General features: G+C 49.7%; 23 protein-coding genes and 3 tRNA genes. 17 read left to right on the top strand and 9 right to left on the bottom strand.

The genetic code is table 11. From position 1 onward, the window contains the following. Positions 1–17: 17 nt before the first annotated feature. Complete coding sequence (locus QQM41_RS06330) at positions 18–332, bottom strand: hypothetical protein (protein ID WP_050818880.1); 315 nt, start codon at positions 330–332, stop codon at positions 18–20. On the opposite strand from QQM41_RS06330, the gene QQM41_RS06325 reads away from it, so the two are divergent. The 6 genes from QQM41_RS06325 (at position 331) to QQM41_RS06300 (ending at position 4,404) form a co-directional block, all read left to right on the top strand. Beyond that, the gene (locus QQM41_RS06325) at positions 331–633 is read left to right on the top strand and encodes an accessory factor UbiK family protein (RefSeq protein ID WP_050818882.1); all 303 of its coding nucleotides are present in this window, start codon (positions 331–333) and stop codon (positions 631–633) included. The two genes, QQM41_RS06330 and QQM41_RS06325, sit on opposite strands and share 2 nt — an antisense overlap. A gap of 56 nt (positions 634–689) precedes the next feature. Continuing rightward, on the top strand, positions 690–1,190 hold the full coding sequence (locus tag QQM41_RS06320; protein WP_050818884.1) for a YbjN domain-containing protein: 501 nt from the start codon (positions 690–692) through the stop codon (positions 1,188–1,190). Then, entirely contained in the window at positions 1,190–2,011 is an 822-nt protein-coding gene (gene proC / locus QQM41_RS06315) for a pyrroline-5-carboxylate reductase (RefSeq protein WP_339078022.1), read from the top strand. The genes QQM41_RS06320 and proC overlap by 1 nt, the downstream gene beginning before the upstream one ends. A 57-nt stretch (positions 2,012–2,068) precedes the next feature. After that, positions 2,069–2,710: a TetR family transcriptional regulator gene (locus QQM41_RS06310; protein ID WP_050818885.1), complete on the top strand. Its 642-nt coding sequence runs from the start codon at positions 2,069–2,071 to the stop codon at positions 2,708–2,710. 88 nt (positions 2,711–2,798) lie between these two features. Continuing rightward, a tRNA-Gln gene (locus QQM41_RS06305) sits at positions 2,799–2,873 on the top strand. Positions 2,874–3,123: 250 nt separating this feature from the next. After that, a complete protein-coding gene (locus QQM41_RS06300) occupies positions 3,124–4,404 on the top strand; it encodes an MFS transporter (RefSeq protein WP_339078075.1) in 1,281 nt (426 codons plus the stop codon). Between the two features lie 74 nt (positions 4,405–4,478). Here QQM41_RS06300 and QQM41_RS06295 read toward each other — a convergent pair whose 3' ends face one another. Continuing rightward, positions 4,479–4,748, bottom strand: coding sequence for an HU family DNA-binding protein (locus QQM41_RS06295; RefSeq protein ID WP_003623313.1), 270 nt, complete (start codon positions 4,746–4,748; stop codon positions 4,479–4,481). A gap of 111 nt (positions 4,749–4,859) precedes the next feature. Here QQM41_RS06295 and QQM41_RS06290 point away from each other — a divergent pair, with 111 nt between their 5' ends. After that, on the top strand, positions 4,860–5,819 hold the full coding sequence (locus tag QQM41_RS06290; protein ID WP_339078021.1) for a rhamnan synthesis F family protein: 960 nt from the start codon (positions 4,860–4,862) through the stop codon (positions 5,817–5,819). On the opposite strand, the gene QQM41_RS06285 is transcribed toward QQM41_RS06290, so the two are convergent. Both QQM41_RS06285 and QQM41_RS06280 read right to left on the bottom strand, forming a co-directional pair. Then, positions 5,816–8,635: a glycosyltransferase gene (locus tag QQM41_RS06285; RefSeq protein ID WP_339078020.1), complete on the bottom strand. Its 2,820-nt coding sequence runs from the start codon at positions 8,633–8,635 to the stop codon at positions 5,816–5,818. The genes QQM41_RS06290 and QQM41_RS06285 overlap by 4 nt on opposite strands. A 130-nt stretch (positions 8,636–8,765) precedes the next feature. Then, positions 8,766–10,187: a hypothetical protein gene (locus tag QQM41_RS06280; protein WP_339078019.1), complete on the bottom strand. Its 1,422-nt coding sequence runs from the start codon at positions 10,185–10,187 to the stop codon at positions 8,766–8,768. 319 nt (positions 10,188–10,506) lie between these two features. Between QQM41_RS06280 and QQM41_RS06270 the strand changes: the two genes are divergently transcribed. Next, the gene (locus QQM41_RS06270) at positions 10,507–13,665 is read left to right on the top strand and encodes a glycosyltransferase (protein WP_408874577.1); all 3,159 of its coding nucleotides are present in this window, start codon (positions 10,507–10,509) and stop codon (positions 13,663–13,665) included. 140 nt (positions 13,666–13,805) lie between these two features. Here QQM41_RS06270 and QQM41_RS06265 read toward each other — a convergent pair. Next, positions 13,806–13,880, bottom strand: a tRNA-Gly gene (locus QQM41_RS06265). Positions 13,881–14,076: 196 nt separating this feature from the next. On the opposite strand from QQM41_RS06265, the gene QQM41_RS06260 reads away from it, so the two are divergent. The 9 genes from QQM41_RS06260 to ubiM all read left to right on the top strand — a co-directional run bounded on the left by QQM41_RS06260 (position 14,077) and on the right by ubiM (position 22,321). After that, complete coding sequence (locus QQM41_RS06260) at positions 14,077–16,110, top strand: NAD(+) synthase (protein ID WP_339078074.1); 2,034 nt, start codon at positions 14,077–14,079, stop codon at positions 16,108–16,110. 75 nt (positions 16,111–16,185) lie between these two features. Further along, positions 16,186–16,782: an imidazoleglycerol-phosphate dehydratase HisB gene (gene hisB, locus QQM41_RS06255; protein WP_050818896.1), complete on the top strand. Its 597-nt coding sequence runs from the start codon at positions 16,186–16,188 to the stop codon at positions 16,780–16,782. Positions 16,783–16,928: 146 nt separating this feature from the next. Then, positions 16,929–17,585 carry an imidazole glycerol phosphate synthase subunit HisH gene (hisH, locus tag QQM41_RS06250; protein WP_339078016.1) on the top strand — a complete coding sequence of 219 codons (657 nt, stop codon included), beginning with the start codon at positions 16,929–16,931 and terminating at the stop codon, positions 17,583–17,585. Next, positions 17,585–18,910: a 1-(5-phosphoribosyl)-5-[(5-phosphoribosylamino)methylideneamino]imidazole-4-carboxamide isomerase gene (gene hisA / locus QQM41_RS06245; protein ID WP_003623297.1), complete on the top strand. Its 1,326-nt coding sequence runs from the start codon at positions 17,585–17,587 to the stop codon at positions 18,908–18,910. Before hisH ends, hisA begins: the two co-directional genes overlap by 1 nt. After that, complete coding sequence (hisF, locus tag QQM41_RS06240; RefSeq protein ID WP_339078015.1) at positions 18,910–19,686, top strand: imidazole glycerol phosphate synthase subunit HisF; 777 nt, start codon at positions 18,910–18,912, stop codon at positions 19,684–19,686. Before hisA ends, hisF begins: the two co-directional genes overlap by 1 nt. A gap of 8 nt (positions 19,687–19,694) precedes the next feature. Continuing rightward, positions 19,695–20,129, top strand: a complete 435-nt coding sequence (locus QQM41_RS06235) for a phosphoribosyl-ATP diphosphatase (protein WP_050818903.1) — start codon at positions 19,695–19,697, stop codon at positions 20,127–20,129. Between the two features lie 6 nt (positions 20,130–20,135). Continuing rightward, on the top strand, positions 20,136–20,510 hold the full coding sequence (locus QQM41_RS06230) for a histidine triad nucleotide-binding protein (protein WP_087651651.1): 375 nt from the start codon (positions 20,136–20,138) through the stop codon (positions 20,508–20,510). Between the two features lie 33 nt (positions 20,511–20,543). Continuing rightward, positions 20,544–21,140: a nitroreductase gene (locus QQM41_RS06225; protein WP_339078014.1), complete on the top strand. Its 597-nt coding sequence runs from the start codon at positions 20,544–20,546 to the stop codon at positions 21,138–21,140. Further along, the gene (gene ubiM, locus QQM41_RS06220) at positions 21,137–22,321 is read left to right on the top strand and encodes a 5-demethoxyubiquinol-8 5-hydroxylase UbiM (protein WP_339078013.1); all 1,185 of its coding nucleotides are present in this window, start codon (positions 21,137–21,139) and stop codon (positions 22,319–22,321) included. The genes QQM41_RS06225 and ubiM overlap by 4 nt, the downstream gene beginning before the upstream one ends. Before the next feature lie 20 nt (positions 22,322–22,341). Here ubiM and QQM41_RS06215 read toward each other — a convergent pair whose 3' ends face one another. The 4 genes from QQM41_RS06215 to QQM41_RS06200 all read right to left on the bottom strand — a co-directional run bounded on the left by QQM41_RS06215 (position 22,342) and on the right by QQM41_RS06200 (position 24,580). Next, complete coding sequence (locus tag QQM41_RS06215; protein WP_339078012.1) at positions 22,342–22,758, bottom strand: DUF4186 domain-containing protein; 417 nt, start codon at positions 22,756–22,758, stop codon at positions 22,342–22,344. A 50-nt stretch (positions 22,759–22,808) separates the two neighbouring features. Then, entirely contained in the window at positions 22,809–23,360 is a 552-nt protein-coding gene (locus QQM41_RS06210; protein ID WP_050818913.1) for a phosphate-starvation-inducible PsiE family protein, read from the bottom strand. 118 nt (positions 23,361–23,478) lie between these two features. Continuing rightward, positions 23,479–24,156 carry a glutathione S-transferase gene (locus QQM41_RS06205; protein WP_339078011.1) on the bottom strand — a complete coding sequence of 226 codons (678 nt, stop codon included), beginning with the start codon at positions 24,154–24,156 and terminating at the stop codon, positions 23,479–23,481. A 348-nt stretch (positions 24,157–24,504) separates the two neighbouring features. After that, positions 24,505–24,580: transfer RNA gene (locus tag QQM41_RS06200), tRNA-Lys, on the bottom strand. Positions 24,581–24,647 lie beyond the last annotated feature (67 nt).

Raw genomic sequence — 24,647 nt, 5'->3', positions numbered from 1 at the left:
AAGCTTCCAGGCGGGGTTTAAGATATGCCTCCGCCGTTAAATTGTTCATAAATCACTTTCTCCATATCCCTGAAGGCCGCATAAAAAGAGCATGCATGTGCCCTCAGCTTTTTCATTACATTACTTATAATAATGGGAACGCTCGCAGGCGCGGTCAATGGATGCCCGGCACCATATGAATGGCTGATACCCAGATATCCCGCAGCCGCTAAAAGTAAGGCGTGGCATCTGGCGCTCATACTCTTTATAAAGCCCAGAACATAAGATAACGGCATCAACACACTTTGCTCATATTTATGCCGTTTAACCAGAATGATGGAGACACCGGTCATGGCTAACAAACCGCGCTTTTTTGATGATCTTGCCGGCGTGGCCGGTGGAGCTTTTTCTGCCCTTACAGGTGTGCGTGAAGAAATTCACGCTATTGTTCGCAGCCGCGTGGACGAAGTGCTGACAGGTCTGCAGGTTGTGCGCCGTGAAGAGTTTGAAGTGATGCGTGATCTGGCTGCCCAAGCCCGCATTGGCCAAGAAGAAGCCGAACGCCGCTTGGCTGCGCTGGAAGAACGCGTGACGGCTCTGGAACACAAACTCGCCCATAACACCGGTGAACATGGGCATCAGCACCACGGTTGAAGCCGCGCTTCCCCGCAATATTCTTTTCTGCCTTCCCGCAGGCACGGAGTACCCCCATGCCAGCATTGACCTCTGAAGCATCCGCCATGCTCACCAACCCGCTTGACCTGATGGAACAGGTGATTGGTGGACATGGGTGGACATTCGAACGCTGCACCCCCACGGAAATGGCGGCAGAAGCCCCTTCCCGCTGGTGTGATTATGGGTTGTTCTTTTCATGGTCTGCCGAACTGGGCGCTATTCTGTTTACCTGCGCGTTTGATCTTAAGGCAGCCCCCACACAGCATGCCGATCTGTATGAACTGATCGGACTGGCGAATGAGCAAATATGGGTTGGGCACTTCAGCCTGGATACAGAAGACGGCGTTCTGCTCTTTCGCCATGCGCTGCTGTTACGCGGCACACCAGCCGTGACCGATGTATTTGAAGACATGATTGATATTGCATTGGCTGAATGCGAACGCTTTTATCCTGCTTTTCGCTTTTTTCTGCACGCAGGGCTGGATGCCAAAACAGCGCTCGCAACAGCCATGATTGATTGTCAGGGAGAAGCATAATGACAAACAGCCCCCTCCTGCCCTCTATTCTTTTAGTCGGTTGCGGTAAAATGGGCGGTGCCATGTTGGAAGGCTGGCTTGCGCGCGGATTAGCCCCTTCTGTAATTATGGACCGGCACCTTACGGAGCTTCCTGCGCCCCACCGTGTTGTGCGCTCTCTCGATGCAATTCCGGCTGACTTTAAACCAAATATTATTCTTGTTGCTGTCAAACCCCAAAAAGCCAATGGGGTTTTGGCAGAATTGGCCCAGCGCTTCCCGAACGGCACCCTACTTTCCGTTATGGCTGGCCGCACCATTGCCAGCCTGCTGGCAGCTTGCCGGGAAGGAAATGCAGCGGCCTCTCCAGTTATTATCAGAAGCATGCCCAACACACCTTCTGCTCTGGGCGCGGGTATGAGCGGGCTTTATGCCCCCCCCGAAGCCTCTGAAGAGCAGAAAAAGCAGTGTGATCAACTCCTCAGCGCTGTGGGTGAAACCGTATGGGTTGAACAGGAAGGGCTGATTGATTCCGTAGCTGCCATTTCCGGTAGCGGACCAGCTTATGTTTTCCTTCTGGCGGAACTTCTGGAACAGGCAGGTGTGGAACAAGGATTGGATGCCACAACGGCTCGCACATTGGCACGTGGCACCATTTATGGTGCGGGGCAGATGTTGCACCAACTCCCAACCGATGCTGCAGAATTACGCAAGAACGTTACAAGCCCCGGCGGCACCACAGAAGCCGCGCTAAAAGTTCTTATGGCGTCTGATGCATGGCCACAGGCCGTTTCAACCGCCATTGCGGCGGCTGTTAAGCGCGCCAAGGAACTTGCATCCTGATTTTTGCCTTTATGCCCATTGAATATTATTTTTCTTTCTTCTCCCGCAGGTTTTTAAATGGACAATGATGATTTTGATGCAGCGCTGGTTTCATCTGCTCTAACGCTTGCTGCAGAACGCGGCTGGTCTGGCATTTCTGTATTGGATGCAGCGCGCGATGCCGGTCTTTCCTTGCGTGAGGCACGGCAGCGCTTTCCACTTAAGGCTTCCATTCTGCTCCGTCTTGGCCGCATGGCGGATGATGTGGCGCTAGCTGATGACACAGTAAGCGGCAACACACGTGAGCGCCTGTTTGACCTGTTGATGCGGCGGCTGGATGTGTTCCAGCAATATCGCGATGGCCTTGGTTCTGTGCTGCGCAGCCTGCCTATGGATCCGCCCCTAGCTATTATTCTGGGGGGTGCCACGCTTGAAAGCATGCGTTGGATGGCAGATGCCGCTGGCATTAACGCCAACGGGCTAGGTGGTTTTGTGCGCGTGAACATGATTGTGGGCATATGGACCCATACTTTGCGCGCCTGGGAAAAAGATGACAGCCCCGATATGGGCAGCACAATGGCCGCTTTAGATCAGGCTTTAGACAAAGCCGCCCGCTTTGGCCTCTTTCCCGCAGGTGATGAAGCGGCCTCTCTGGATGATGGATTGCCTGATCTGGAAGCTCTGCCAGATGCGGATTCCAGCTTCGCAGAAGGTCACTAATTCCGTCTTTTGATAAAGATCTGAAAAACACACTTTACGAAAGCTGCCAGTTTGCCTTAAAAGGGCGGCACTGGCAGCTTAATGCTGATGGGGCGTAGCCAAGCGGTAAGGCAGCGGATTTTGATTCCGCCATGCGGAGGTTCGAATCCTCCCGCCCCAGCCAGAGCTTAATATTCCCCAAAATGACCATTGTATTTAAAAACAGCACATTGCGTTTGTTTTTGGTATTACATAAGAAATCTTACTTTCTTACATAGTAAAAATCTTAATTTGTTATTTTATATTATATAAATTCAAAAATATATTCAGAATATTATATACTGGAAGAGAAGACATTTTGCGGTGCTTTTCTTATACTCACACTTACTCTTGACGTTACGGAATATTCCTTTGTCTGATAGAAAACGCCATTGGTGCTTTTCCTTTTGCTCTATCAGACTGCCCCTGTTCTCATGACAAACCCTTCCACACCGTCTCCTTCACTTTTAAGGCAACAAGGTATTCCTGCTGTTCTAGGCGGAAGAACACTTTCTGCCTTTGCATCTCAAGTACAGGCGGTGGCCGTAGGGTGGCAGGTTTATGCCCTTACCCACAGCGCTGCTGCCTTAGGCTTTGTTGGGCTGGCACAATTTCTACCTATGGTGCTGTTTATATTCCCTGCCGGGCACGCAGCAGACCAACATAACAGGCAACGCATTGTTATTTTCTGCCAAGTGATTGAAGCGCTTGCGACAGCGTTTATGGCATATGCTTCTTTCTCTCACCATCTCACGTCCCTCATGATCTACGGGCTGGTGGTCATATTTGGCATCTGCCGCGCCTTTGAAGCACCTGCACAGCAAACTTTTCTGCCTTCTCTGGTTCCTCCAGCGCTCTTTCCCCGTGCAGCAGCTCTTTCTTCTTCCCTGTTTCAGGTCGCCTGTATCGCAGGGCCATCTTTGGGCGGACTGCTCTATGGCTTGGGGGCTGGCGTATGTTACGCGTTGTGTGCACTCAGCTTTGCTATTGCTGCGTTTTGTACTTTTTCCATGAAATTGCAATTTCCAACGCGCGCCAAACAGCCTGCAACACTCGGTGCTGTTTTTGGTGGTATTGCGTTTCTACGCCGCAAACCCACCATGCTGGGCGCCATTTCTCTGGATCTATTTGCTGTTCTATTAGGGGGAGCGACAGCCATGCTTCCCATTTTTGCAAATGACATTCTGCATGCAGGCCCATGGGGGTTAGGCTTGCTGCGGGCTGCACCAGGTATTGGTGCTTTATTGGTAGCGGCTATTCTGGCGCGTCATCCATTAGGACGACATGCAGGTTTATGGATGTTTGCGGCCGTTGCCATTTTTGGCTTTGCCACTATTGCCTTTGGTTTTTCTCGCTCCATTGCCGTTTCTGTTATCATGTTGGCGATATTGGGCGGAGCTGACGTGATTAGCGTTATGGTGCGTGGTGCATTGGTCCAACTTGGCACACCGGATGAAATGCGTGGCCGCGTTTCTGCCGTGAACATGCTCTTTATCGGTTCATCCAACCAGTTGGGAGAGTTTGAAAGCGGAATGCTCGCTGCCGCTATTGGTCCAGTCCCTGCTGTTGTTCTGGGTGGTATTGGCACATTGTGCATTAGCGGCATCTGGATGATGCTCTTCCCCGGCCTACGCAAACTAGATAGGTTGGAAAATATTACACCTGATCATTCCTGATAAAAAAAGAGCCTTGCGAAGCAATTCCGCAAGGCTCTTTTTCAAAGCTTATTCAGCTACCCAAATATTGAGGCTTAAACAGCCTTTTTCAGATTCGGGCTTGCTTTAAAGCGTACCGTTTTACCAGCTTTGACCTTCACCTGCTCACCTGTGCGGGGGTTCAAAGCCTTACGAGCTTTGGTTTTACGCACTGTAAAAGTACCAAAAGAAGGAAGGGTAAAACCGCCTTCGCGCTTCAGTTCTTCTACAATTGCATCAATAAGGTCATTCGCTGCCTGATTGGCGGCAACGCCGGTGCAGTTGATCGAGTCCTGGATCACTGCTGCAATAAAGGCCTTGCTCATGAAGTACTAACTCCCTTTCAGACAGAACTGTATGCACAAGAATTATTTGGCTATCATGCCTATGCTTTAAGGGCTTGTAGTCACATTTTGATGAAAAAACCAACTTAAAAAATGCAGCATCTTTTAAATCCTCCCGATCCTGTCAGCAAAAACGGATCATGTGACTTTTCAGACACAGGTTTACCACCGGGGTCTGTGTGTCTTTTTGCTGCATTTGCACCAGACGGTATTTTACCAATTTTTACACGGTTTTACCTAAAAAACATTCTGGATTGCGGCTTTATTCTGCATCTGGTTCTTTCTGGTGAAACACCAGCAGACAAAGAAACCATTCTTTTCTGTAAGAAAAACAATATTCACGTCTGGCAGCGTCCTAATGGCGGAATGGACTTTGGAGCATGGCGTTTTTTGTTCGAAAAAAACGTTGCAACTAACGCCCCATACATACTTTTAGCGAACGACAGTGTGTTCGGGCCATTTCGGCCGCTTACCAACATGCTAAAACAAGCCCGTGCATATATACGCCCCGCTTGGGGGCCTGTTGCCTCACGACTTGTTAGGCCGCACTTACAATCATGGTTTGTTGGGCTTTCACAGCAGACACTACAAGCAGCACCTGTGCAGCGCGTTTTCTCCCTACCCTTTGAACAAATGAGCCGGAATGAAATTATCTGGCATGGCGAGTTAGGTTTATCTGTCGCACTGCAAGAGGCTGGCATTCCCCTTCAGGCCGCTTGGAGTGATTTGCAATCTCCCCTAGCTCGCTTTTTACCCACCAACCCTATGCACACGCACTGGTATTCCCTTGCTGCTTCTGGGCAAGTGCCTTTTATCAAACGCGAACTTTTACGGAACAACAGCTTTGCCATCTCGAATTTGCACCGCTGGCCAGAAGTTATTCCATCAACCTGCGGGTTTGACCCACAATGGATTACAGACAGCCTTTGCAAAAACGAATCCAGATCTGCACCAGCAGTCACCACAACAAAAGGCAAAGCGCTTTATAATCTTATCAGCACAGCAGATAGCCTACGCTGGAAAGTAGGCCACCTGAAACGGTCTGCTTGTTAAACAGAAACGTGCACCACTTCGCGCAGCCAGCTCCCCAATTCTGCACTTTGCTGCTCAAACGTGGCAAGAGTAGCTTTGTTTGGGTTCACATAGTTCTGCATAAATCCGGGTGTATCCAGAAGGTTTTCTACCGCCATCTGCAGGGTTTCCGGTCTGCCATCTATAGGGATAAGGGTGCCATTCACCCCATCCTCAATATCCTCTGCCTGCCCACCCGGAGCGGTAGAGATCACCCATACATCGCGCGATAATGCTTCACGCACAGTTAAACCATAGCTTTCCTTCCACTGAGAAGGAAACAGAAGCACATCAATGCTATTGAAAAACGCATCTATCGTTTCACGCGTATAGGCTGGAATTGTGGAAACCTGCCCCTGTGTTTTCCATGCTCCCGTGTAAACAGATTTGATACCAAGATTAAGCTTGTTATCAACGATAACCAGTTCCCAATCATCTCGTTTCAGCGCTTCAAAGGCACGCTTTACAAGAGAGTATCCTTTTATTTCTTCCGTACCGCCCACATAGCCAAACCGCAGCTTTTGGCCTGCTACTCGGGGCGTATGAGGAGATTTAGGCCACAAAAACCCGTTCCGGTTCACACGAATTTTGTCTGCTGCTATTCCATTCGCAATAAAAAGCGCACGGTGTTCGGCACTCGGGGTCAGCAGCAATGCCGCATGTTGCATGGCCGTTGTCATCAATATCTGACGATCAGCCAAATGCCGTGCATGGGGCACACAAAGCTGGCACGTGTGCAGATTGATTTTTTCTTGGAAGCAATAATGTCCATCGGCTTTTACCATGAACTGCCGTTCACACAGCCACCACGCATCATGCAGGGTAATCACGTAAGGAATATTTTTTTCCATACATACTCTTACACAGCCTAACCCCAGCCCTTGTGTTGCATGAAAATGCACAACCGAAGGGCGAAAAGCCTCTACCCACTTTTTAAAGGCCTGCGTGGCATCGGTATTATCCAAACCAGCTACGGAATCATGATCTGAGGAAGTGAGAACACCCAGAATATCTGTATTTTCCATACAGTAGCGCATGCTGGATTTTCCACGTTCAGGCATAGCTGGACGGGACGTAAACACTGCAACCTTGGTGTTTTCCTGCCGCTGAAGCTGGCGTGTCATTTCTTCGGCAACAAATGTTGCGCCACCAAATGAGCGTGGCTCATAATAAATATTCGCGCATAAAATACGGAGTTCTGGTGCGTGTTGAACATCCGGCTTGCCAAATACTGGCAACACCTGATTTTCCACAATAGCTTCTGGGCTGTAATGGCCTAGAACATCCTTACGCGCTTGATCGCCTATTGTGCTTCGTAATGTACTATCTGCCGCCAGCCTTAAAATAGCATCGCGCCATTCTGCATCTGTCTGCGCAACAAGCCCATTTTTGCCATCCTGCACAATCTGCATAAATGCATCACGCGGTGAACAGATTACTGGCAGGCTTAAAACCGCAGCTTCCAGAAATTTGATATTGCTTTTGGCATCATTAAAAATCGTTGGTTCAAGCGGCGCGATTGTAATATCTGCCTGCGCCAACAGCTTCATATAGGCTGCGTAATCCAGACCCGTTTGAGTTTGTACACGGTCACCCATCGCATCAAACTCCGATGGCAGAGTAAGATCGCCAATAATATGGAGTGTCAGCCGTGTATCTGCCTGCATGGCGGCAAGAATGCCTGTTGCTGCCAACCTGAAATCTGCATCATGTGTGCGCGTGCCGGAACCATACACAATGCGTATTTCACGCTGCGTATCATGCTGGGGCACACCGTCCTGCTGAATGGTCGCCACTACATCCAGCGTCTGTTGATCCAGTGCATTCTCTATAACAACAGTGCGCTCAATTCCGGCTTTTTGCATAGCTTGAGCCAGCACACGCGTAGAAGCTATAGCCTTATCGCAAGACAACAAGCATTTACGAAAAAGCCGAACGCCAAAAAGGAGTTCTTCTTGCTCCAGCTTATCCAAAGTGGCCAGATTTCCATTCTGCTTATAATCTTCGGCAGAAAAGATAAGGTCATCCACCTCCCACCATGGAGAAAGTTCTAACCGCCTTGCTTCCTTAAGAAGCGTTTCAACCGCTGGAAAGGCCGGAACACGATAAAAAATAACTTCTGTACAAACCTGAAGAGCTGAAAGAGCTTCTTCCGTTTCTCGCCAATCAACAACGTCTACAAGCCAGCCTAAAGAGCGTAGTTGCTCTTCTTTCTGCCAAACGCGGTATTTGGCACATTGGCGCAAAGATAACTCTGCAATAATGAGTATCCGGGGCGTAAAATCTTTCAAGCGTTCCTGACTAATATGTGCAGAATAAACCTGATTTATTTTTTCTTCATGCGTTAAAATGCTTGTGGTTTTCTTGAATCTACCATCAGCATTTGTAACAACCGAGGCCGGTTTACGTTCAAATAGACGCTCAGCAGCACGGCCAATAGATGAACGTGCCAGACGGTGGGAAATACGAAACCGTATTCCTGCAGCACCTTCATCCTGATAAATTTCTTGCAGCCTATGGTAAACATCTGAGATTTTTCGGCCGGTTGGTAGCTGACCCTTACTTAAATGCCGAGCTATTCTTAACGGAGCCGTAAGACGCCAAGATAACGTATGCTGCCAGATGCTAAGTTGATGTTGTGATTGTGAAAGTTCATGCCGAAGGGAAGATGCTTCATGAGCTATGCCATCCATACGCATAGCCTGAATACGCATACTGGCCCGATAACTGGCGGTAAGCGCTTCTTCTGTAGATTGCTGCTTTTCAGGCGTGTCACACGGCAGTTTAGAATACGCCATAAGCTTTAATTCTTTCACAATACTTTAAGAATATCACACAATCTTTTTATACAACCTATTTCAAAAAGAAAAGCCGGACCATAAGGCCCGGCTTTCCTTTTAAACAAGAACGTAAACCTGTTCTAAAGACTTACTTCAGACCAGAAAACTGGTTTTCGTTCAGGGTACCAACATTCACAAATGTAATCTGGCTATGGTCAGACAGAGTAATTGTGGTGTTGTTACCGCTGTGTGCTGCTTTATCCAGAACATCTGTCTGGAAAGAAGCTTTGGTGTAGTCGTAATCAACCAGCAGAACGGAGTTGTTAGCTGCGCTACCAAAGTCCTGAATGGTGTAATCTGCGCCAGCAACGCTGTTACGGAAACCGAACACGTTAGCTGCACCGCTACCACCTTCTAGGGTGGCATTGCCTACACCGGCAACCAGCGTATCGGAAGCCGTGCCACCGATGAAGGACTGAGTGCCTGTTGTGCCTGCGTTGTTACCGAATGCCTGGAAACCGAATGCAGAAGATGCACCATCCAGCGTTTCGTTACCATCGTTTGCAACGAACAGGTTGTTCGCGCCAGCACCATCAATAGTGCCCTGCTGGCTTGCACCAACATGGATATCCAGCCCGTTAGAACCGAAGATGGTTGCATGACCAGCCGTAATAGTGGTTTCGCCCGTGCCGCCGATAAAGGTGAGGTTATCGGAAACATTGATCAGTGCAGAATCGGTGTTTTCGGTCTGCAGGTTACCATGAGCAGCGGAAATCGTGCTGTTCTGGCCACCTTCAACAGTGCCTGTAGCACCGGAGAAGTTGATGTAATCCAGAGAACCACCGGTAACGGTGGAAGCACCGCCAACCGTGATCTGCTGGCTACCATTGGCATCCACAACCAGGGAGTTGTCAGACAACTGAACCGTGGAGCTGCTGCCAGACAGAGTAACGCTCTGGCGGCCAGCGGTTGCTGTAATGGTGTCCTGGCCATCGGAATGAACATAGTTCATGCCCGAACCCAGATCGATGGTGTTGTGGCCCAAACCAGCAGAAATGGTGTTGTTCCCTGCACCACTGTTCACTGTGTCATCACCGTTACCGGTCATGATGTTCCAGTTACCAGCGGTAGACAGGCTATTACCTTCGAACAGGTTATCGCCAGAACCAGCCAGGAACTGGCCGCTCTGATCACCTGCACGGAAAGCAATACCCGTATTGGTGCCACCAAGAACGGTCATGTTTTTGGTGGTGCCACCATATGCATTCACGTTCACCCAGCCATCAAGAGCTGTACCGGGCTGTGTGTTGGCATCGGAACCAATGCTCAGATACTGAACATCACCTGCAACGCGGTAAGAACCTGCAGAAGTGATAACCCCATAGCCGGCTTTGTTACCACTGCTAAAGGTTGTATCTCCAGCAGCAAGATTCTGCGGATCAAGAGTGCTGATGACTGAGCTCAACTGGTTCGACAGGTCAGTGGCCTGGTTGTACAGGGCCGAATTCTGTGCGCCGTCTACGGTAACCTGAACATTACCGGACGCACCGACAACCGTGATAATCGGCATGTATCCGTCCTTTATTCTTACATTTTGCCGCGCTAGCCAGAAATTCCAACCTGCCTACGGCAATTTAACGCTATCTTTTTCTGCTTCGCAAAATACTGCACGAAAGGCAAGAAGATTATAGTGTTATTACCTAGCTAACAGCTGATATTGCAGAGCATTACCAACCGTTTGCACTGTAAGAACTTTCCTTCCTTGATGAAATAAAAAAACATCCGATCTATAGTGACAAATATTTATAATTTTCTCGATCGCTGTATAAAATAGCCCATTAGTATTGTTTGCAATTTTTTATCTTTATCAATGGACTCGTGTCAGACATATGCCTGTACCGTCTTTTCCCCTTCTTGAATCTCTCTCATCAGTGGAGGATTCTCCACTTTTCACTCCTGTCGTACTCATACCAAATAGTACATGTGGGTGTGAAAATATCCCTTTTCTGACGTGGATTCTTAAAGAAGATTTTTTTAGTGGATTATTATTAATCGCAAGCAGCCTTTCCGTTAGGGAAACATTAAGCTTTAGTTTCAATCTGCATCCCTCAGCTTTCCAGCTTACCTTCCAGACGCATTTTCCATCTTCAATCACGCAGAATAATCTGGCTATTTATATTGCTGCCAGCATGTGGAAGTCGGCAGAATCTATCCAACAACTTCTCAACTCCGCCCCCAAAGGCACTCTCCTTCTATTGGAAGGTATAAAAGACTCGTCTCATGCAGAAACATGGAATCATCTTTCCGGCCTCTTTCCAGCCTTTGCATTCTCACAGGGAAATGGGTTGGGCGTTCTAGCCATTGCAGAGATTCCCTGCCTGTTCCCATTGCTCACGCCGGATTCCCAACTTTCAGATGCGGAAAAAACCGCCAAAAATCTGCTGCGTGAACGCTTCGCCTTTGCTGGAAATTTCTGGTTCAACAAAACACTTCTAACGACCGCCGATTCCCAGATAAATGCGCTCAAACAGGATCTGGTACAAACACGTAGTCACGTTTTCTCCCAGCACATGCTGACGCACTATGAGAACAATCAGAGCACACAGAAAAACCAACAGGCTCTTATTCAAGAAAAACAAGAGATTACAGACCGGTTAGCAAGGTTTGTTGACACAGTTAAGCAGAGAGAACTCTGTTACCAGCAACAAACAGAAGCTCTTAACAGCCAGATAAGAGCGCTAAGTACATATATAGAGTCATTAAAACAAACCTACTCCTCTTACACCCAGCACATTCACGATTTGTGGAGCCGGTTCGCGCAGGAGGTTCTTGACCGGACTGAAGCGCAAAATGCGCTTAAAGCGTATCTCTCAACACCTTCCGGCGTTATTCGTTCTATTGCTCGCGCCTTGGTAAAAGGGGTGGTTGTTCCATATGTGCCAGACCTACCCCAACCACCTCAGGTAGAACCTCTGCCTCACCCTCCTCCGGCTCCACAACCTCTCTTACTTGAGCACAGTTCAACTGTGGCTCTTACTTTTCCTGAAGTTCCAGAACCCACTCCCGTTTCAGCCGCCATTCCCCTTTCACGGTCTGCTGGTTTCAATGTCCTTTTTGTTGCTGGTGAACCAGATTCCCCGGGCGTAAATTACCGCTGTATCCGCAATGCAGATGCCTGTTCTCTTGCTGGTTTTCCCGCACAATGGAAGCGCTGCGCAGACGTTGGCCCAGATGATATCAACTGGGCAGATGTCATGGTTTTGTGGCGTGTGGAATTCAGTGGTCATGTAGACATCATGCTGCGGCTGGCACGAGAACAGAACATTACCATTATTTTTGATACAGATGACCTTACATTTATTCCTAGCCTTGCGCGTATGGATATCATTGACGGCATACGCAGTATCGGCGCGACAGAACAACGTATTGAAACAGTCTTTACAGATATGCAGCGCACCCTTTTGCGCACAGATATTGGCTTTGCTCCAACAGATACCTTAGCAGATGCCATGCGAGTGTATCAGCCTGTTACCTATACTCTGCCCAATACATATAATGCAGAATGCTTGGCTTTAAGCCGCAAAGCATATCGTATGTGCCAGCTAAATCCAGCAGAACCGATCATCCGTATCGGCTACGCAACAGGCTCGCGCACGCATCAGAAAGACTTTGCTCAAGTTAGTGGTGTTCTTGCACGCTTATTACAGGAAAAACCCAACCTCCGGCTTGTGCTCTTCCGTGAAACAGGAAACCATCGGCCCGTTCTGCTCATGAACGAGTTTCCTGAATTCGAACCTGTGCGTGACCAGATAGAATGGCGAGACATGTGCTCCTTGCCAGCTCTCCCGTCTGAACTAGCGCGCTTTGATATTTCAATTGCGCCGCTTGAAACACAGAATCCATTCTGTAACGCCAAAAGTGAATTAAAATTCTTTGAAGCTGCCTTAGCTGGCGTGCCTTCCATTGTTTCCCCAACCGCGCCCTTCCGCCAATGCGTAGAAAACGGCCGCACAGGCCTGTTTGCCTCCACGCCGGATGAGTGGGAAACCGCATTACGCACACTTATTGAGAATCCAGATTTACGCCATCGTATGGCGCGCGATGCGTATCACGCTGTCATGTGGCACTTTGGCCCCCAACGTCAGGCCATTCTTCTGGGCACTATTATGGAAAGCCTGAAGGGAGAAAAACAGGCCGCCCAAACCGCTGAAATGCAGATTGCACGTGGCAATTACTTGGCGCGCAACCTACCGGATATTCCTGAATGTAACGTAATGTTCCTGCATGATGCCCTGCAAGAAGCAAACGTTACCGTTATTATTACATCTTATAACTACGAAAGCTTTATTCTTGAGGCGCTAGAATCCGTTCGGCTGCAAACCATCCCAATCCTTGATCTTGTTGTTGTTGATGATGGATCCACAGATGAATCCATCAGCTTGATCAAAAGCTGGATGGAAAAACAGACGGCGCGCTTTAACCGTCTTGTTCTACTTCAAACCAATACCAATGCAGGGTTGGGCGGTGCACGTAACTGTGGCGTTACCTATGCTGAAACCCCATTCTTTCTGCCGTTAGATGCAGATAATCGGCTTTTACCGCATGCCTGTGAAACACTCCTCAACGCCACAGATGGTTTAACCGCTTACGCCTACCCAATTATTCAGCAATTTGGAGACCCAGCCCAACACCCAACATTGGGGCAGGAACCTTTCCGCCCCATGCAACTGGTTGCTGGGAATTACATTGATGCTATGGCGCTGGTAGCTAAATGGGCATGGGCTGCCGCCGGTGGTTACTATGTCAGCCGGGATGCAATGGGATGGGAGGATTATGACCTCTGGTGCACCATGGCCGAATACGGTTTACGCGGCACCCATGTGCCAGAAGTTCTGGCTGAATATCGCGTACACCAAACATCCATGACCAACAATGTGACAGAAAAAATGGCGCATAAACAGCGCGTAGTCTCATTGGTAGAAGCACGCCATCCGTGGATCAGGCTGGTGCAAAAAAGCGCCAAACAGCGTGAGGTTACGATAAGCTAAAAATTACGAATAAAAATGCTGAGCCCACAAGCAGGTAGACTGTTTGTGGGACTTAGGTTTTGGCTTTATGAAATAAGCCAAAAAAAACAGAACCCCATTTCTGGAATTCTGTAAACCGCTCTGATTTTCTTGGGAAAATCTGGAGCGGGCGATGGGATTCGAACCCACGACCCCAACCTTGGCAAGGTTGTGCTCTACCCCTGAGCTACGCCCGCATTGGATGGCCTCCTTTTACGGATGATCATTTAGGTTGGCAAGAGGGAAAATGAAAAAAAATGCCTGAATGTGCATTTTCTTTCTTCCGCCCTGTCCTACTTGTGTTGGAAAGGGCTGTTGGCGCTTTTCAGCCTGTGCTGATACTGATGCTCAAACGCTTTTGCGCCGCAAGGAAGGAAAACCGTGTCTGCTTCCATGTTCCGATCCCTTTACCATCAGGGATTTGCCCGCGTAGCCGCCTGCACCTTGCCCGTAGCACTGGCAAACCCGGCCATAAACGCACAGCGTATCTTGGAATCTGCCTCCGCATCTGCCGCAGATGGTGCAGTTTTGTGTGTATTCCCTGAACTGGGGCTATGCGGATATACGCTGGAAGACCTGCTGCAACAGGAAGCCCTTCTGGCAGAAACCAGAAAAGTTCTTCTTTCCTTGGCTCAGGCTTCTGCCACGCTGCGCCCTATGCTGGTTGTGGGCGCCCCCCTGTTATGGAAGAACGCACTTTATAACTGCGCAGTTGTTATACATTCCGGCAAAATTCTGGGGGTAGTGCCTAAAAGCTATATTCCCAATTACCGAGAATTCTATGAAGCACGGCACTTTCGCCCAGGCGCAGATATTCGCGGGCAGACAATAGAGATTGATGGCCATACCGTGCCATTTGGGGTGGACCTCCTGTTTGAAGCAGAAGATGTACCCTCGTTTTGCCTGAGTGTAGAAATTTGTGAAGATATGTGGGTGCCTATCCCGCCTTCGGCACATGCTGCACTGGCTGGCGCCACAATTATTGCCAACCTTTCAGCTAGCGACATTACAGTTGGCAAAGCAGAAACCCGGAACATGCTGTGCCAATCGCTTTCTGCCCGTAATATTGCTGCCTACCTTTATACTGCTGCGGGGGAAGGTGAATCCACCACGGATCTGGCATGGGATGGCCAAACTGCCATTTTTGAAAATGGCACCTTGCTTGCCGCGAGCGAACGCTTCCCCTCCGGTGCAACCACTGTAATTGCCGATGTGGATCTGACACTTTTGCGGCAAGAGCGCCTGCGTATGGGAAGCTTTGCTGATGCAGCACACCAAGAAGATACAGATACATGGCGGCGCCTTCGCTTTACCTTAGCGCCTCCTTCTGCAAACCTTGGGCTCAAACGGCCCCTTTCCCGCTTTCCATTTGTGCCCGCTGCTCCAGAGCGCCTGGCGCAGGACTGCTTTGAAGCCTTTACCATTCAGGTATCTGCTCTCAAGCAGCGCCTTAAAACAAGCGGCGTTAAAGCCATGGTTATCGGCATTTCCGGTGGGCTGGATTCTACGCACGCCCTGTTAGTGGCCGTGCGTGCAGCGGATGAACTGGGTTGGCCGCGCAGTGCTGTGCGGGGCTATACAATGCCCGGCTTTGGCACCACGGATAAAACCCTTGCCAGCGCCAATGCACTGATGGCCCAACTGAACATCACGCACGAAACGTTGGATATACGCCCTGCCGCGGAACTGATGTTGCGCACCATGCGGCACCCTTATGCAGATGGGCAGCCCGTGCATGACATTACATTTGAAAATGTTCAGGCAGGTTTGCGCACGGATTTCCTGTTCAGGCTCGCTAATCAGCACCATGGCATTGTTATTGGCACAGGAGATCTTTCTGAACTGGCGCTGGGCTGGTGCACCTATGGGGTGGGCGACCAAATGGCGCATTACAATGTGAATGCAGGTTTGCCTAAAACACTTATCCAGCACCTTATCCGCTGGTGCATTGCTTCGGGCCATTTTGCCCCGGCTGTTGGCAAGGTGCTGACAGATGTTCTGGCCACAGAAATTTCCCCCGAACTCATACCCGTTGGTGAAAACGGACCACAAAGCACAGAAAGCATTATAGGCCCTTACGCTCTGCATGATTTCGCGCTGTTTTACATCCTGCGCTACGGTTTCAGCCCATCACGCGTAGCCTTTCTGGCAGAACAGGCTTGGCAGGACGCCTCAACGGGCCAATGGCCTCCGGGTTTTCCTGCATCCGAGCAAAAAAGCTACGACCTGCCCACCATTCGCCACTGGCTGGAAATATTTGTGCAGCGCTTTTTTGCAACCAGCCAGTTCAAACGCTCGGCCATGCCAAATGGTCCTAAAGTCATGCCCGGCGGTAGCCTTTCCCCCCGCGGAGACTGGCGCGCACCCTCCGATGGCAATGCCCGCCTCTGGCTGGATGATCTGAAGCAGAATGTGCCCGAGGCCTGAGCCACAAAAGAAGGTTTCTACCCACCGCTGCCCAGATGGCGTTACGCCCCATCTTGGGCTATACTGGCCAACATTATGAAAGCATCGCGCCAAGCCACCATCCATCGCGTTACAAGCGAAACCGATATCGCCATTACCCTTGATCTGGATGGATCCGGGCAGGCCGATATTCAAACCGGACTCGGTTTTTTCGATCACATGCTTACGGCATTAGCCAAGCATGCCCTGTTTGATCTGAACGTAACCGTGAAGGGTGACCTCTATATTGATGGTCATCATAGTGTTGAAGATACAGGCATTGCCCTTGGCATGGCCCTGAAGCAGGCATTGGGAGACAAACGTGGCGTGCGCCGTTTTGGCCATGCCCTTGTGCCGCTGGATGAAGCTTTGTGTGAAGCCGTGGTTGACCTTTCCGGCCGACCGTTTCTGACATTTGAAGCCACGTTTACCCGTGATCGCATTGGGGACTTAGACACCGAACTAGTAGAGGAATTTTTCCGGGCCTTTGCCATGTCCGCCATGCTGACGCTGCATCTGAGAGAAAAAGCTGGCAAAAATTGCCACCATATTGCCGAAGCCGCGTTCAAGGCACTTGCGCGGGCACTGCGCATGGCTGTGGAACCAGACCCACGGGCACAAGGCAGCATTCCTTCCACCAAAGGCGTGCTATAATTTTTTATACGGGTTATTAACCCAGCCCTGCCCGACACATCTGTTCTGCAGCGCTGGGCACAACCGAGAAGAACGCAAACCTGTCTGGGCTGCGCCTGATATGGCTAACAGGATTCAGACAGGGTCACCAGCAACAAGAGGGTTCCATGACCCAGCCTCTTTCCATCGCCGTTGTTGATTATGAAGGCGGCAATCTGGCGTCCGCTGCCCGTGCTGCCCTGCGGGCTGCTGAGCTTTCTGGCATTGCAGCCGATGTTGTTATTACCAACGAACCCACGGCTGTTTTGCAAGCAGACCGTATCATTCTGCCCGGGCAAGGCGCATTTGCAGATTGCGCCCGTGGGTTGGAAGCTATTCCCGGCCTGAAAGATTCCATACTGAACGCTACGGCCAAGGGCACACCCTTTTTGGGCATTTGCGTAGGTATGCAGCTTATGGCTGAACGTGGGCGAGAACATGGAGTGACAGAAGGCTTTGGGTGGATTCCGGGGGAAATCACCCTCATGGAAGCCACAGGTCTTCGCCTTCCCCAAATGGGCTGGAACGAGCTGGAACTCCATACACAGCACCCTCTCACCCAAGGCTTGGGTGAAGCACCACATGGATACTTTGTGCACTCCTATGCTCTGCAAAACACTGCGGCGGATGTTTTGCTTGCCACTACAGATTACGGTGGCAGCGTGCCTGCCATAGTGTGTAAGGGAAATGTTGCTGGCACACAGTTCCATGTTGAAAAAAGCCAGACTGTTGGCCTCAAGATTCTTGCCAATTTTCTAAGGTGGGATCCGAAAGCGCCCGTATAATGACCCGGAATAAACGCGTTCAACGCATTCTTAATCTAGAAGAAGATGACCTTCAGGCCTTATGTGAAGCTGTAGATGCTTCCATTCTGGATGGCGGTGGCTTTGGCTGGCTTCAGCCACAAGGGCGGCAGGTGCTGGAGCGCTACTTCAAAGGCCTGTTGCTGGTGCCTGAACGCATGCTGTTTGTTATCCGGCATAACGGCGTGATTGTAGGATGTGCACAGCTTGTGCGCAGTGCCCGCAATAATGAGCTGCAAGCCATGTGCGTTACTTTGGCGCATCTGTTTATTGCACCATATGCGCAGCGGCAGGGCTTAGGCACGGCCCTACTGCACGAAGTGGAAAATGCCGCCCGCAGCATGGGCTTTCGGATTATGAATACCGAAGTGCCCGAAACGCAGGAAGGGGCCATTGCCCTTTTCCGTAAGGCTGGTTTTCTGCATTGGGGCACACACCCACTTTATACCCGCTTGGGTGACACTTACCAGCGCGGTCTGTACTTCACCAAATCATTGGATACAGACCAGCCTTTCCTCCCTTCTTCCTTTCAGCAAACGCGGCCTGAAAACATGACAGCATCTTCCTCCACGCACCCTCTGACCCTTTATCCCGCCATTGACCTTAAGGATGGCGCCTGCGTACGTTTACGCCGTGGAGAAATGGATGATGCCACCGTGTATTCAGATAATCCCGGCGCTCAAGCACTGGCATGGGAAGCCGCAGGTTTTAAATGGCTGCATGTTGTGGATCTGAACGGTGCCTTTGCCGGACAATCCGAAAATGCAGATGCCGTACGCTCTATTGTGGAATCAACAGATATTCCCGTGCAACTTGGTGGTGGCCTGCGTGATATGAAGGCCATTGAAGCATGGCTGGAAGCCGGAATCAGCCGCGTTATTCTAGGATCCGTTGCCGTAAAAAACCCCACCCTTGTGCGTGAAGCCTGCCGCGCCTTCCCGGGCCGCATTGTTGCTGGCATTGATGCCCGATCTGGCCGCGTTGCAACCGAAGGCTGGGCCGAAGTTTCTGACATGCAAGCCACCGAACTGGCCCTGCGTATGCAGGAAGCTGGTGTTGCATCCATCATCTTCACGGAAATCAGCCGTGATGGCATGTTGGAAGGGCTTGATGTGGAACAAACCGTTACATTGGCCAATACGGTTTCCATTCCCATTATTGCCAGCGGTGGCGTTGGCAGCATTGAACATCTGATTGCCCTGCGGGAAGCCACGCAGGAAGCTCCGGGTATTGAAGGCGTGATTGTGGGCCGCGCATTGTATGATGGACGCGTAACCCCTGCTGAAGCTCTGAAAGTCTTAAGCTGATGCTGAAATTACGTGTTATTCCTTGTCTGGATGTTAAAAACGGCAGAGTGGTCAAAGGCGTTAACTTTGTTTCCTTGCGTGATGCGGGAGACCCGGTTGAACAGGCCGCTGTTTACGATGCTGCCGGGGCTGATGAGCTGACCTTTCTGGACATCACTGCCAGCCATGAAAACCGTGATACGATTTTGGAAGTTGTTAGCAAAACAGCCGAAAAAATCTTTTTACCCCTGACAGTCGGAGGGGGCGTGCGCACAACGGACGACATGCGCCGCCTTCTGCTGGCTGGCGCAGACAAATGCGCCATGAACTCGGCGGCGGTTAGCCGCCCCGAATTGGTAAATGAAGCTGCCAACAAATTTGGTAGCCAGTGCGTTGTTGTGGCCATAGATGCACGCCAGACAGCACCGGGAAAATGGGAAGTATTTACCCACGGTGGCCGCACCCCTACCGGGATAGATGCCATAGACTGGTGCCGTGAAGTTGCAGAGCGTGGCGCCGGAGAAATCCTTCTCACGTCCATGGATCGGGATGGTACGGGAACAGGGTTTGATCTGGAACTTCTTAAAGCGGCAACACAGGCCGTAAGGCTTCCCATTGTTGCATCTGGCGGCGTGGGTAAGTTGGAACACTTTGTAGAAGGCGCCAAGGCTGGGGCCACAGGGTTGCTGGCAGCAAGTGTTTTCCATTTTGGCCAGTTCACCATTCCGCAGGTTAAAACGGCATTGTCAGAAGCAGGCTTGCCAGTTCGCCCTTCCCCCGCTCCTTTTGCAGGTTAATCCGTATCATGACAAAAAAAGCACCTTCCAAAACAGAAGCAAAAACAGATACAAAATCTAAAAAGAATAAAGAGGCTCTGACACTTCCTGAAATTTCAGAAGCTGATATTTCTGTTCTAAACCGCCTCTACGATGTTGTGCAGAGCCGCAAGGGCACAGACCCATCTGTAAGTCACTCAGCACGCCTGCTTTCCCGCGGCACTTACAAGATTGCCCAGAAGTTTGGGGAAGAAGCTGTAGAGTGCCTGATTGAAGCCGTAGCTGGCCGCAAAGACCTTATGATTGGTGAAAGTGCCGATGTACTCTACCATCTTATTGTTTTGTGGGTAGATGCTGGCATTACTCCAGATCAGGTTTGGGCGGAACTGCAACGCCGTGAAGGCACAAGTGGCATTGCAGAAAAAGCATCCCGCTCCAAAACAACAAAATCTGTAAAGGAATAATCAAAAATGGCTGTAACAGGTAAAGGGCCGTATGACCCGCAAAACGTTTTTGCAAAAATCCTTCGCGGAGAAATTCCCTGCAAGGCAATTTTTGAAAACGAATGGGTTCTGGCATTTTATGATATCATGCCCAAGGCACCTGTTCATGTTCTGATTATTCCCAAAAATCCTTATGTTTCCTTTATGGATTTCAGTCAGACTGCACCAGCAGAAGAAATTGCAGGCGTTATGCGTGCAGCAGGCCAGATTGCGCTTGATCTTGGGCTGGAAGAAAATGGCTACAGGCTGGTTACGAATGCAGGCCTCCATAGTGGGCAAGAGGTTCCCCATTTCCATATCCATCTTTTGGGCGGAAAAGCATTGCCAGCCTTCCCAGCCTGATCTTGTGTTTCTTACCCAGACGGACATCTCCTTATGACACCCATGGACATGCTTTTATCCCGTGCATCTACGGATCACCTTAAGGCTCCGGCACCATCTGAAGCGCAAATGGCAGAGGTTCTGGCTGCTGCTATGCGAGCTCCAGATCATGGAAAACTGCGTCCGTGGCGTTATGTTATTGTAAAAGATGATGCACGCTCCATGCTGGCTGAACGTATTGTTGCCAGTATGGTTCGGCTTGATCCTGATGTTCCTGAATTTAAAAAAGAAAAGCGTTTTAAAAGATTTTCTACAATACCCATGACACTCGTTCTGGGTATGCATCTGCGGCCAGAACATAAAATCCCATTATGGGAACAGGAAATGACTGTAGCTGCAGGTGCCATGAATATCCTGAATGCACTGCACGCATTAGGATTTGGTGCTGTTTGGGTTTCTGGCGACGTTGTGAATGACCCGGTTCTTGCTGAAGAACTCGGTTTTCCCGCGCCTCATAAACTGGCCGGTTTTTTGTTTATCGGCACGCCAGATGCACCACTTCCTACACCCAAGCGTCCAGATCCGGCACAGTTCACTGCAACTTGGCAGGGCCAGCCGGTAAGTTTTGCCGCTGATGGAAAAACACCATGACACATATAACAGATGCCGTTGTTATTGGTGGTGGTCCGGTTGGATTGGCAACTGCCCTTTCATTGGAAAAGGCAGGCCTTTCTGTAACTGTGCTAGAACGTTCTCCGCTACCTGTATGGGAAGAGCCTTCCTTTGATGGGCGGGAAATAGCCCTTACGCATTATTCCAAGCGTATTCTCAAAGAATGCAAAGCATGGGACCATATCCCGCAAAGCGTTATCTGCCCCTTGCGAGAAGCGCGTGTTGAAACAGGCAGTTTTCGTCACCCGCTTACATTTGATACAAATGGACGTGGAGAAGAAGCACTCGGCTGGCTGGTTTCCAACAACCACATTCGGCGCGCCTTGTTTGCCGCAGCAAGCGAGAAAGAGCGTATTCATCTACAACCACACACCAGCGTAGAAACTGTACGGCAAGGCCAAGATTATGCCGCCGTCCATCATTCAGGCGGACAGATTAAGGCGCGTCTTGTTGTAGGGGCGGATGGCCGCTTTTCTCCTACACGCAGACGCGCAGGTATTGGCGCCATTGTGCATGATTTCCACAAATCCATGCTTGTTTGCCGCATGGCGCATGAATCTCCTCATCATAACATCGCCCTGCAATGGTTTGATGAAGGCCAGACGATAGCCTTGCTGCCAGTAAACGGTATGGCATCCTCTTTGGTTCTCACACTACCAGCCAACGAAATACAGCGCCTTCTGGTAACACCGCGTGATGAATTTAATGCGGAAATCACCCAGCGTGTTGGCGCCAGACTGGGCCAAATGCGCCTTGTCAGCACGCGCCATGCTTATCCACTTAAAGGTGTGTATGCACATCGCTTTGTAGGACGTCGTTTAGCTTTGGTTGGAGATGCTGCCGTAGGGATGCATCCCATTACAGCGCACGGATTCAACCTGGGGTTGAAAGGGCAAGAAACCTTGGCCCAATGCGTTCGCACGGCCTTTAACAACCAGGCTGATGCCGGAAATGCACATGCCTTACGGCAGTATGAACGGCAACACAGATGTGCAACGGCTTTGTTATTTGCCGGTACAAATGGCATAGCCTCACTTTACACGCATGATGCCCTACCGTTTAAACCCATCAGGCAAGCCTGCATCCGTCTGGCAGACAGATTTACCCCTTTTAAACAGGCTGTCACCACGCTCTTGATGGATAAGAAAACGACCGCTTGATTACAAAAAAGGCAGCCTGATTAAAGGCTGCCTTTTTTATTTTCGCGTTCTAGTTCGCGTTCCAACCAACCTATAATAACAGCCAGCACATAAGCCTGCTGCGTTGGAGAAAGTGGCTGGTGTTTTATAAACCCATGCCATTTTTCTAAGCATGATCTACAACATGTTCCCGTAGCATGTTGCGCCACAAAAACAGGGTGCCCCTTCCACGGTGTTTGTTTGCCATCTTTTTTCGGATTGGCCGGAGCTAAGCGCCGAGCAATAAAATCTCGCCCATGCTCCATAACAACGGGCAAACCTTTTTCTGTCAGATACGTCATATCCTGACAGTTTAAATGAAACCTGCTCCGAAAAGATGACCTTGCAAGCCGTGTCCACAAGGTATCTGACACCGAAGGAAGTGTTTGCTCCTGCGGGAAAAGCTCACCCTGCTGCACTGTTATGATGTTCCCGAAAAGTAAAATATAACATCATAATAATGTGGCTATTATTCATCTGTTTTTACAGGGGGAACAGGTGCTTGAGCAATCAGTTCGCCCTTACCTGTTGCCACACGAATATCCTGTTCACGGATCAGCCAGTAAACAACACCCAGTGCCAAAACAGCGGCGGAAAATGCCAACATTTCAGCCGGCCTGACTTCATGCAGATCCAGAATGATAAATTTGCGCGAAACAGCCAGAAGCGCAATGAGCACAATTGTACGCACTCGCACAACATCCCGACTATGCGACAAACTGATCCGCAGCGAACTTTTAAACTCCAATGCAATAATCACCGTAAAAATATTGCCAAACACTTCCTGAAAAGCCGGCATGTTTGACGCATCAATTTGCGATGACATCACCAGATACCAAACTTCTTTGGTAAGATGCCATGTTGCTATGGTTGTAATGACCATGATCAGGCCCGTAAGAACCAGCATGATCAGAAGTTCAAATCCTTCATAAAGATTCATCTCGAAAAAGCTTTTCCGCAGCCGCGTTGCTTCACGAGAAAAAGGATCTTGAGATATCTGATTATGGTCTGGATTGCTCATGTTTCTCTATACATTGGATAAAAAGGACTACACTTTCTACCAGAATATTCTGGAGGAAGTTTCAATTATAATAGGAAATTACGCGGCCTCTGTAGCCTAAGACATAGGCTAGCTGCCTTTATTCTTTGGCATAAGCATATGCTCCGCCTCGCTGTAAAGCTCGCTGATAGGCTGGACGGCTATGAATACGATGTAGGAATGCTTCAACGTGCGGTCGCCTGTTCGTTGCTCCAGCACGTGCAGCAGCAGCTTCAAGCGGAAAGCTCATCTGAATATCCGCAGCTGTAAAGTCATTCCCCGCAAACCATTCATTTTCAGACAGGCTGTGCTCCCAATAATCCATGTGCAATTTCACCTGTGGATTGACAAGTTGTGCTTGCACACCTTTTGCTATCAGGAAAGCAAAGGGCCTAATGGGAAAAGGTACCTGCTTGGGCAGTGTCCCGAATATCAATTTAAGTAGCAGCGGCGGCATTGCAGATCCTTCTGCATAATGAAGCCAGTATACAAAACGAATATATTCGGGTGTGTTATGTAACGGTACCAATCGGCCATTGCCGTATTTATTGATGAGATACTCAATAATGGCCCCACTCTCTGCCAGCGTCACATTCCCGTCTGTATCTGTTAAGATTGGGGCCTTACCCAAGGGGTGAATGGCTTGCAGCAATTTGGGAGCCATCATGGTTTTGGGGTCGCGCTTGTAAAACTGGATATCATAAGAAAGTGTCAGTTCTTCCAGTAGCCACAGAATACGTTGTGAACGGGAATTATCCAGGTGGTGGACGGTAATCATGATACACGGCCCTTCTTCTAGCTGGAATAAACACCCTGTCCGGCCCCCGACTTGTCCTGACAAACAAGTTATGACGTATGAGACTGAACGGAGCGGCTTATCAACTAAAAGAGGTATTTAGAGCTTTAGTTCCGAATATCCGCCTGAGGTGCATTTTCAACCATGTAACGGACACTAACTAAAGCCAACCGACATAATTGATGTAAGCGAAAAAATAGCGACGGGAGAAGGCAATACTACCCCTTGTTCGCACAAAACTGCGGTTTCAAATATTTTTGGATTAACGCCGAAAGGCTGGACTTTCTTGCCAGCCTAACGTCTAAAACCACCAAAATCTTAGAAAAGGATTGGTGGGCGCACAAGGGCTCGAACCTTGGACCCGCTGATTAAGAGTCAGCTGCTCTACCAACTGAGCTATGCGCCCTTACAGCATATAACTGCTGAAGTGAGGCAGTTTTTACCACCTCTACGTTCCTAAGACAAGCCAGAAA

The sequence above is a fragment of the Acetobacter sp. AC2005 genome, from assembly GCF_037901235.1.
Classification (GTDB): domain Bacteria; phylum Pseudomonadota; class Alphaproteobacteria; order Acetobacterales; family Acetobacteraceae; genus Acetobacter; species Acetobacter oryzoeni.
Note: the sequence above shows the minus strand (reverse complement) of the source record. Positions and strands in the feature narration are given on the sequence as shown.

What these genes read in the sequence shown, in the direction of transcription:
- QQM41_RS06230 (WP_087651651.1), top strand. Translation starts at nt 20,136, where the DNA reads ATGGCTGTAACAGGTAAAGGGCCGTATGACCCGCAAAACGTTTTTGCA.
- ubiM (WP_339078013.1), top strand. Translation starts at nt 21,137, where the DNA reads ATGACACATATAACAGATGCCGTTGTTATTGGTGGTGGTCCGGTTGGA.
- hisH (WP_339078016.1), top strand. Translation starts at nt 16,929, where the DNA reads ATGACCCAGCCTCTTTCCATCGCCGTTGTTGATTATGAAGGCGGCAAT.
- QQM41_RS06210 (WP_050818913.1), bottom strand. Translation starts at nt 23,360, where the DNA reads ATGAGCAATCCAGACCATAATCAGATATCTCAAGATCCTTTTTCTCGT.
- QQM41_RS06290 (WP_339078021.1), top strand. Translation starts at nt 4,860, where the DNA reads ATGCAGCATCTTTTAAATCCTCCCGATCCTGTCAGCAAAAACGGATCA.
- QQM41_RS06310 (WP_050818885.1), top strand. Translation starts at nt 2,069, where the DNA reads ATGGACAATGATGATTTTGATGCAGCGCTGGTTTCATCTGCTCTAACG.
- QQM41_RS06280 (WP_339078019.1), bottom strand. Translation starts at nt 10,187, where the DNA reads ATGCCGATTATCACGGTTGTCGGTGCGTCCGGTAATGTTCAGGTTACC.
- QQM41_RS06285 (WP_339078020.1), bottom strand. Translation starts at nt 8,635, where the DNA reads ATGGCGTATTCTAAACTGCCGTGTGACACGCCTGAAAAGCAGCAATCT.
- QQM41_RS06325 (WP_050818882.1), top strand. Translation starts at nt 331, where the DNA reads ATGGCTAACAAACCGCGCTTTTTTGATGATCTTGCCGGCGTGGCCGGT.
- QQM41_RS06270 (WP_408874577.1), top strand. Translation starts at nt 10,507, where the DNA reads ATGCCTGTACCGTCTTTTCCCCTTCTTGAATCTCTCTCATCAGTGGAG.
- QQM41_RS06225 (WP_339078014.1), top strand. Translation starts at nt 20,544, where the DNA reads ATGACACCCATGGACATGCTTTTATCCCGTGCATCTACGGATCACCTT.
- proC (WP_339078022.1), top strand. Translation starts at nt 1,190, where the DNA reads ATGACAAACAGCCCCCTCCTGCCCTCTATTCTTTTAGTCGGTTGCGGT.
- QQM41_RS06295 (WP_003623313.1), bottom strand. Translation starts at nt 4,748, where the DNA reads ATGAGCAAGGCCTTTATTGCAGCAGTGATCCAGGACTCGATCAACTGC.
- hisF (WP_339078015.1), top strand. Translation starts at nt 18,910, where the DNA reads ATGCTGAAATTACGTGTTATTCCTTGTCTGGATGTTAAAAACGGCAGA.
- QQM41_RS06260 (WP_339078074.1), top strand. Translation starts at nt 14,077, where the DNA reads ATGTTCCGATCCCTTTACCATCAGGGATTTGCCCGCGTAGCCGCCTGC.
- QQM41_RS06320 (WP_050818884.1), top strand. Translation starts at nt 690, where the DNA reads ATGCCAGCATTGACCTCTGAAGCATCCGCCATGCTCACCAACCCGCTT.
- hisA (WP_003623297.1), top strand. Translation starts at nt 17,585, where the DNA reads ATGACCCGGAATAAACGCGTTCAACGCATTCTTAATCTAGAAGAAGAT.
- hisB (WP_050818896.1), top strand. Translation starts at nt 16,186, where the DNA reads ATGAAAGCATCGCGCCAAGCCACCATCCATCGCGTTACAAGCGAAACC.
- QQM41_RS06235 (WP_050818903.1), top strand. Translation starts at nt 19,695, where the DNA reads ATGACAAAAAAAGCACCTTCCAAAACAGAAGCAAAAACAGATACAAAA.
- QQM41_RS06205 (WP_339078011.1), bottom strand. Translation starts at nt 24,156, where the DNA reads ATGATTACCGTCCACCACCTGGATAATTCCCGTTCACAACGTATTCTG.
- QQM41_RS06330 (WP_050818880.1), bottom strand. Translation starts at nt 332, where the DNA reads ATGACCGGTGTCTCCATCATTCTGGTTAAACGGCATAAATATGAGCAA.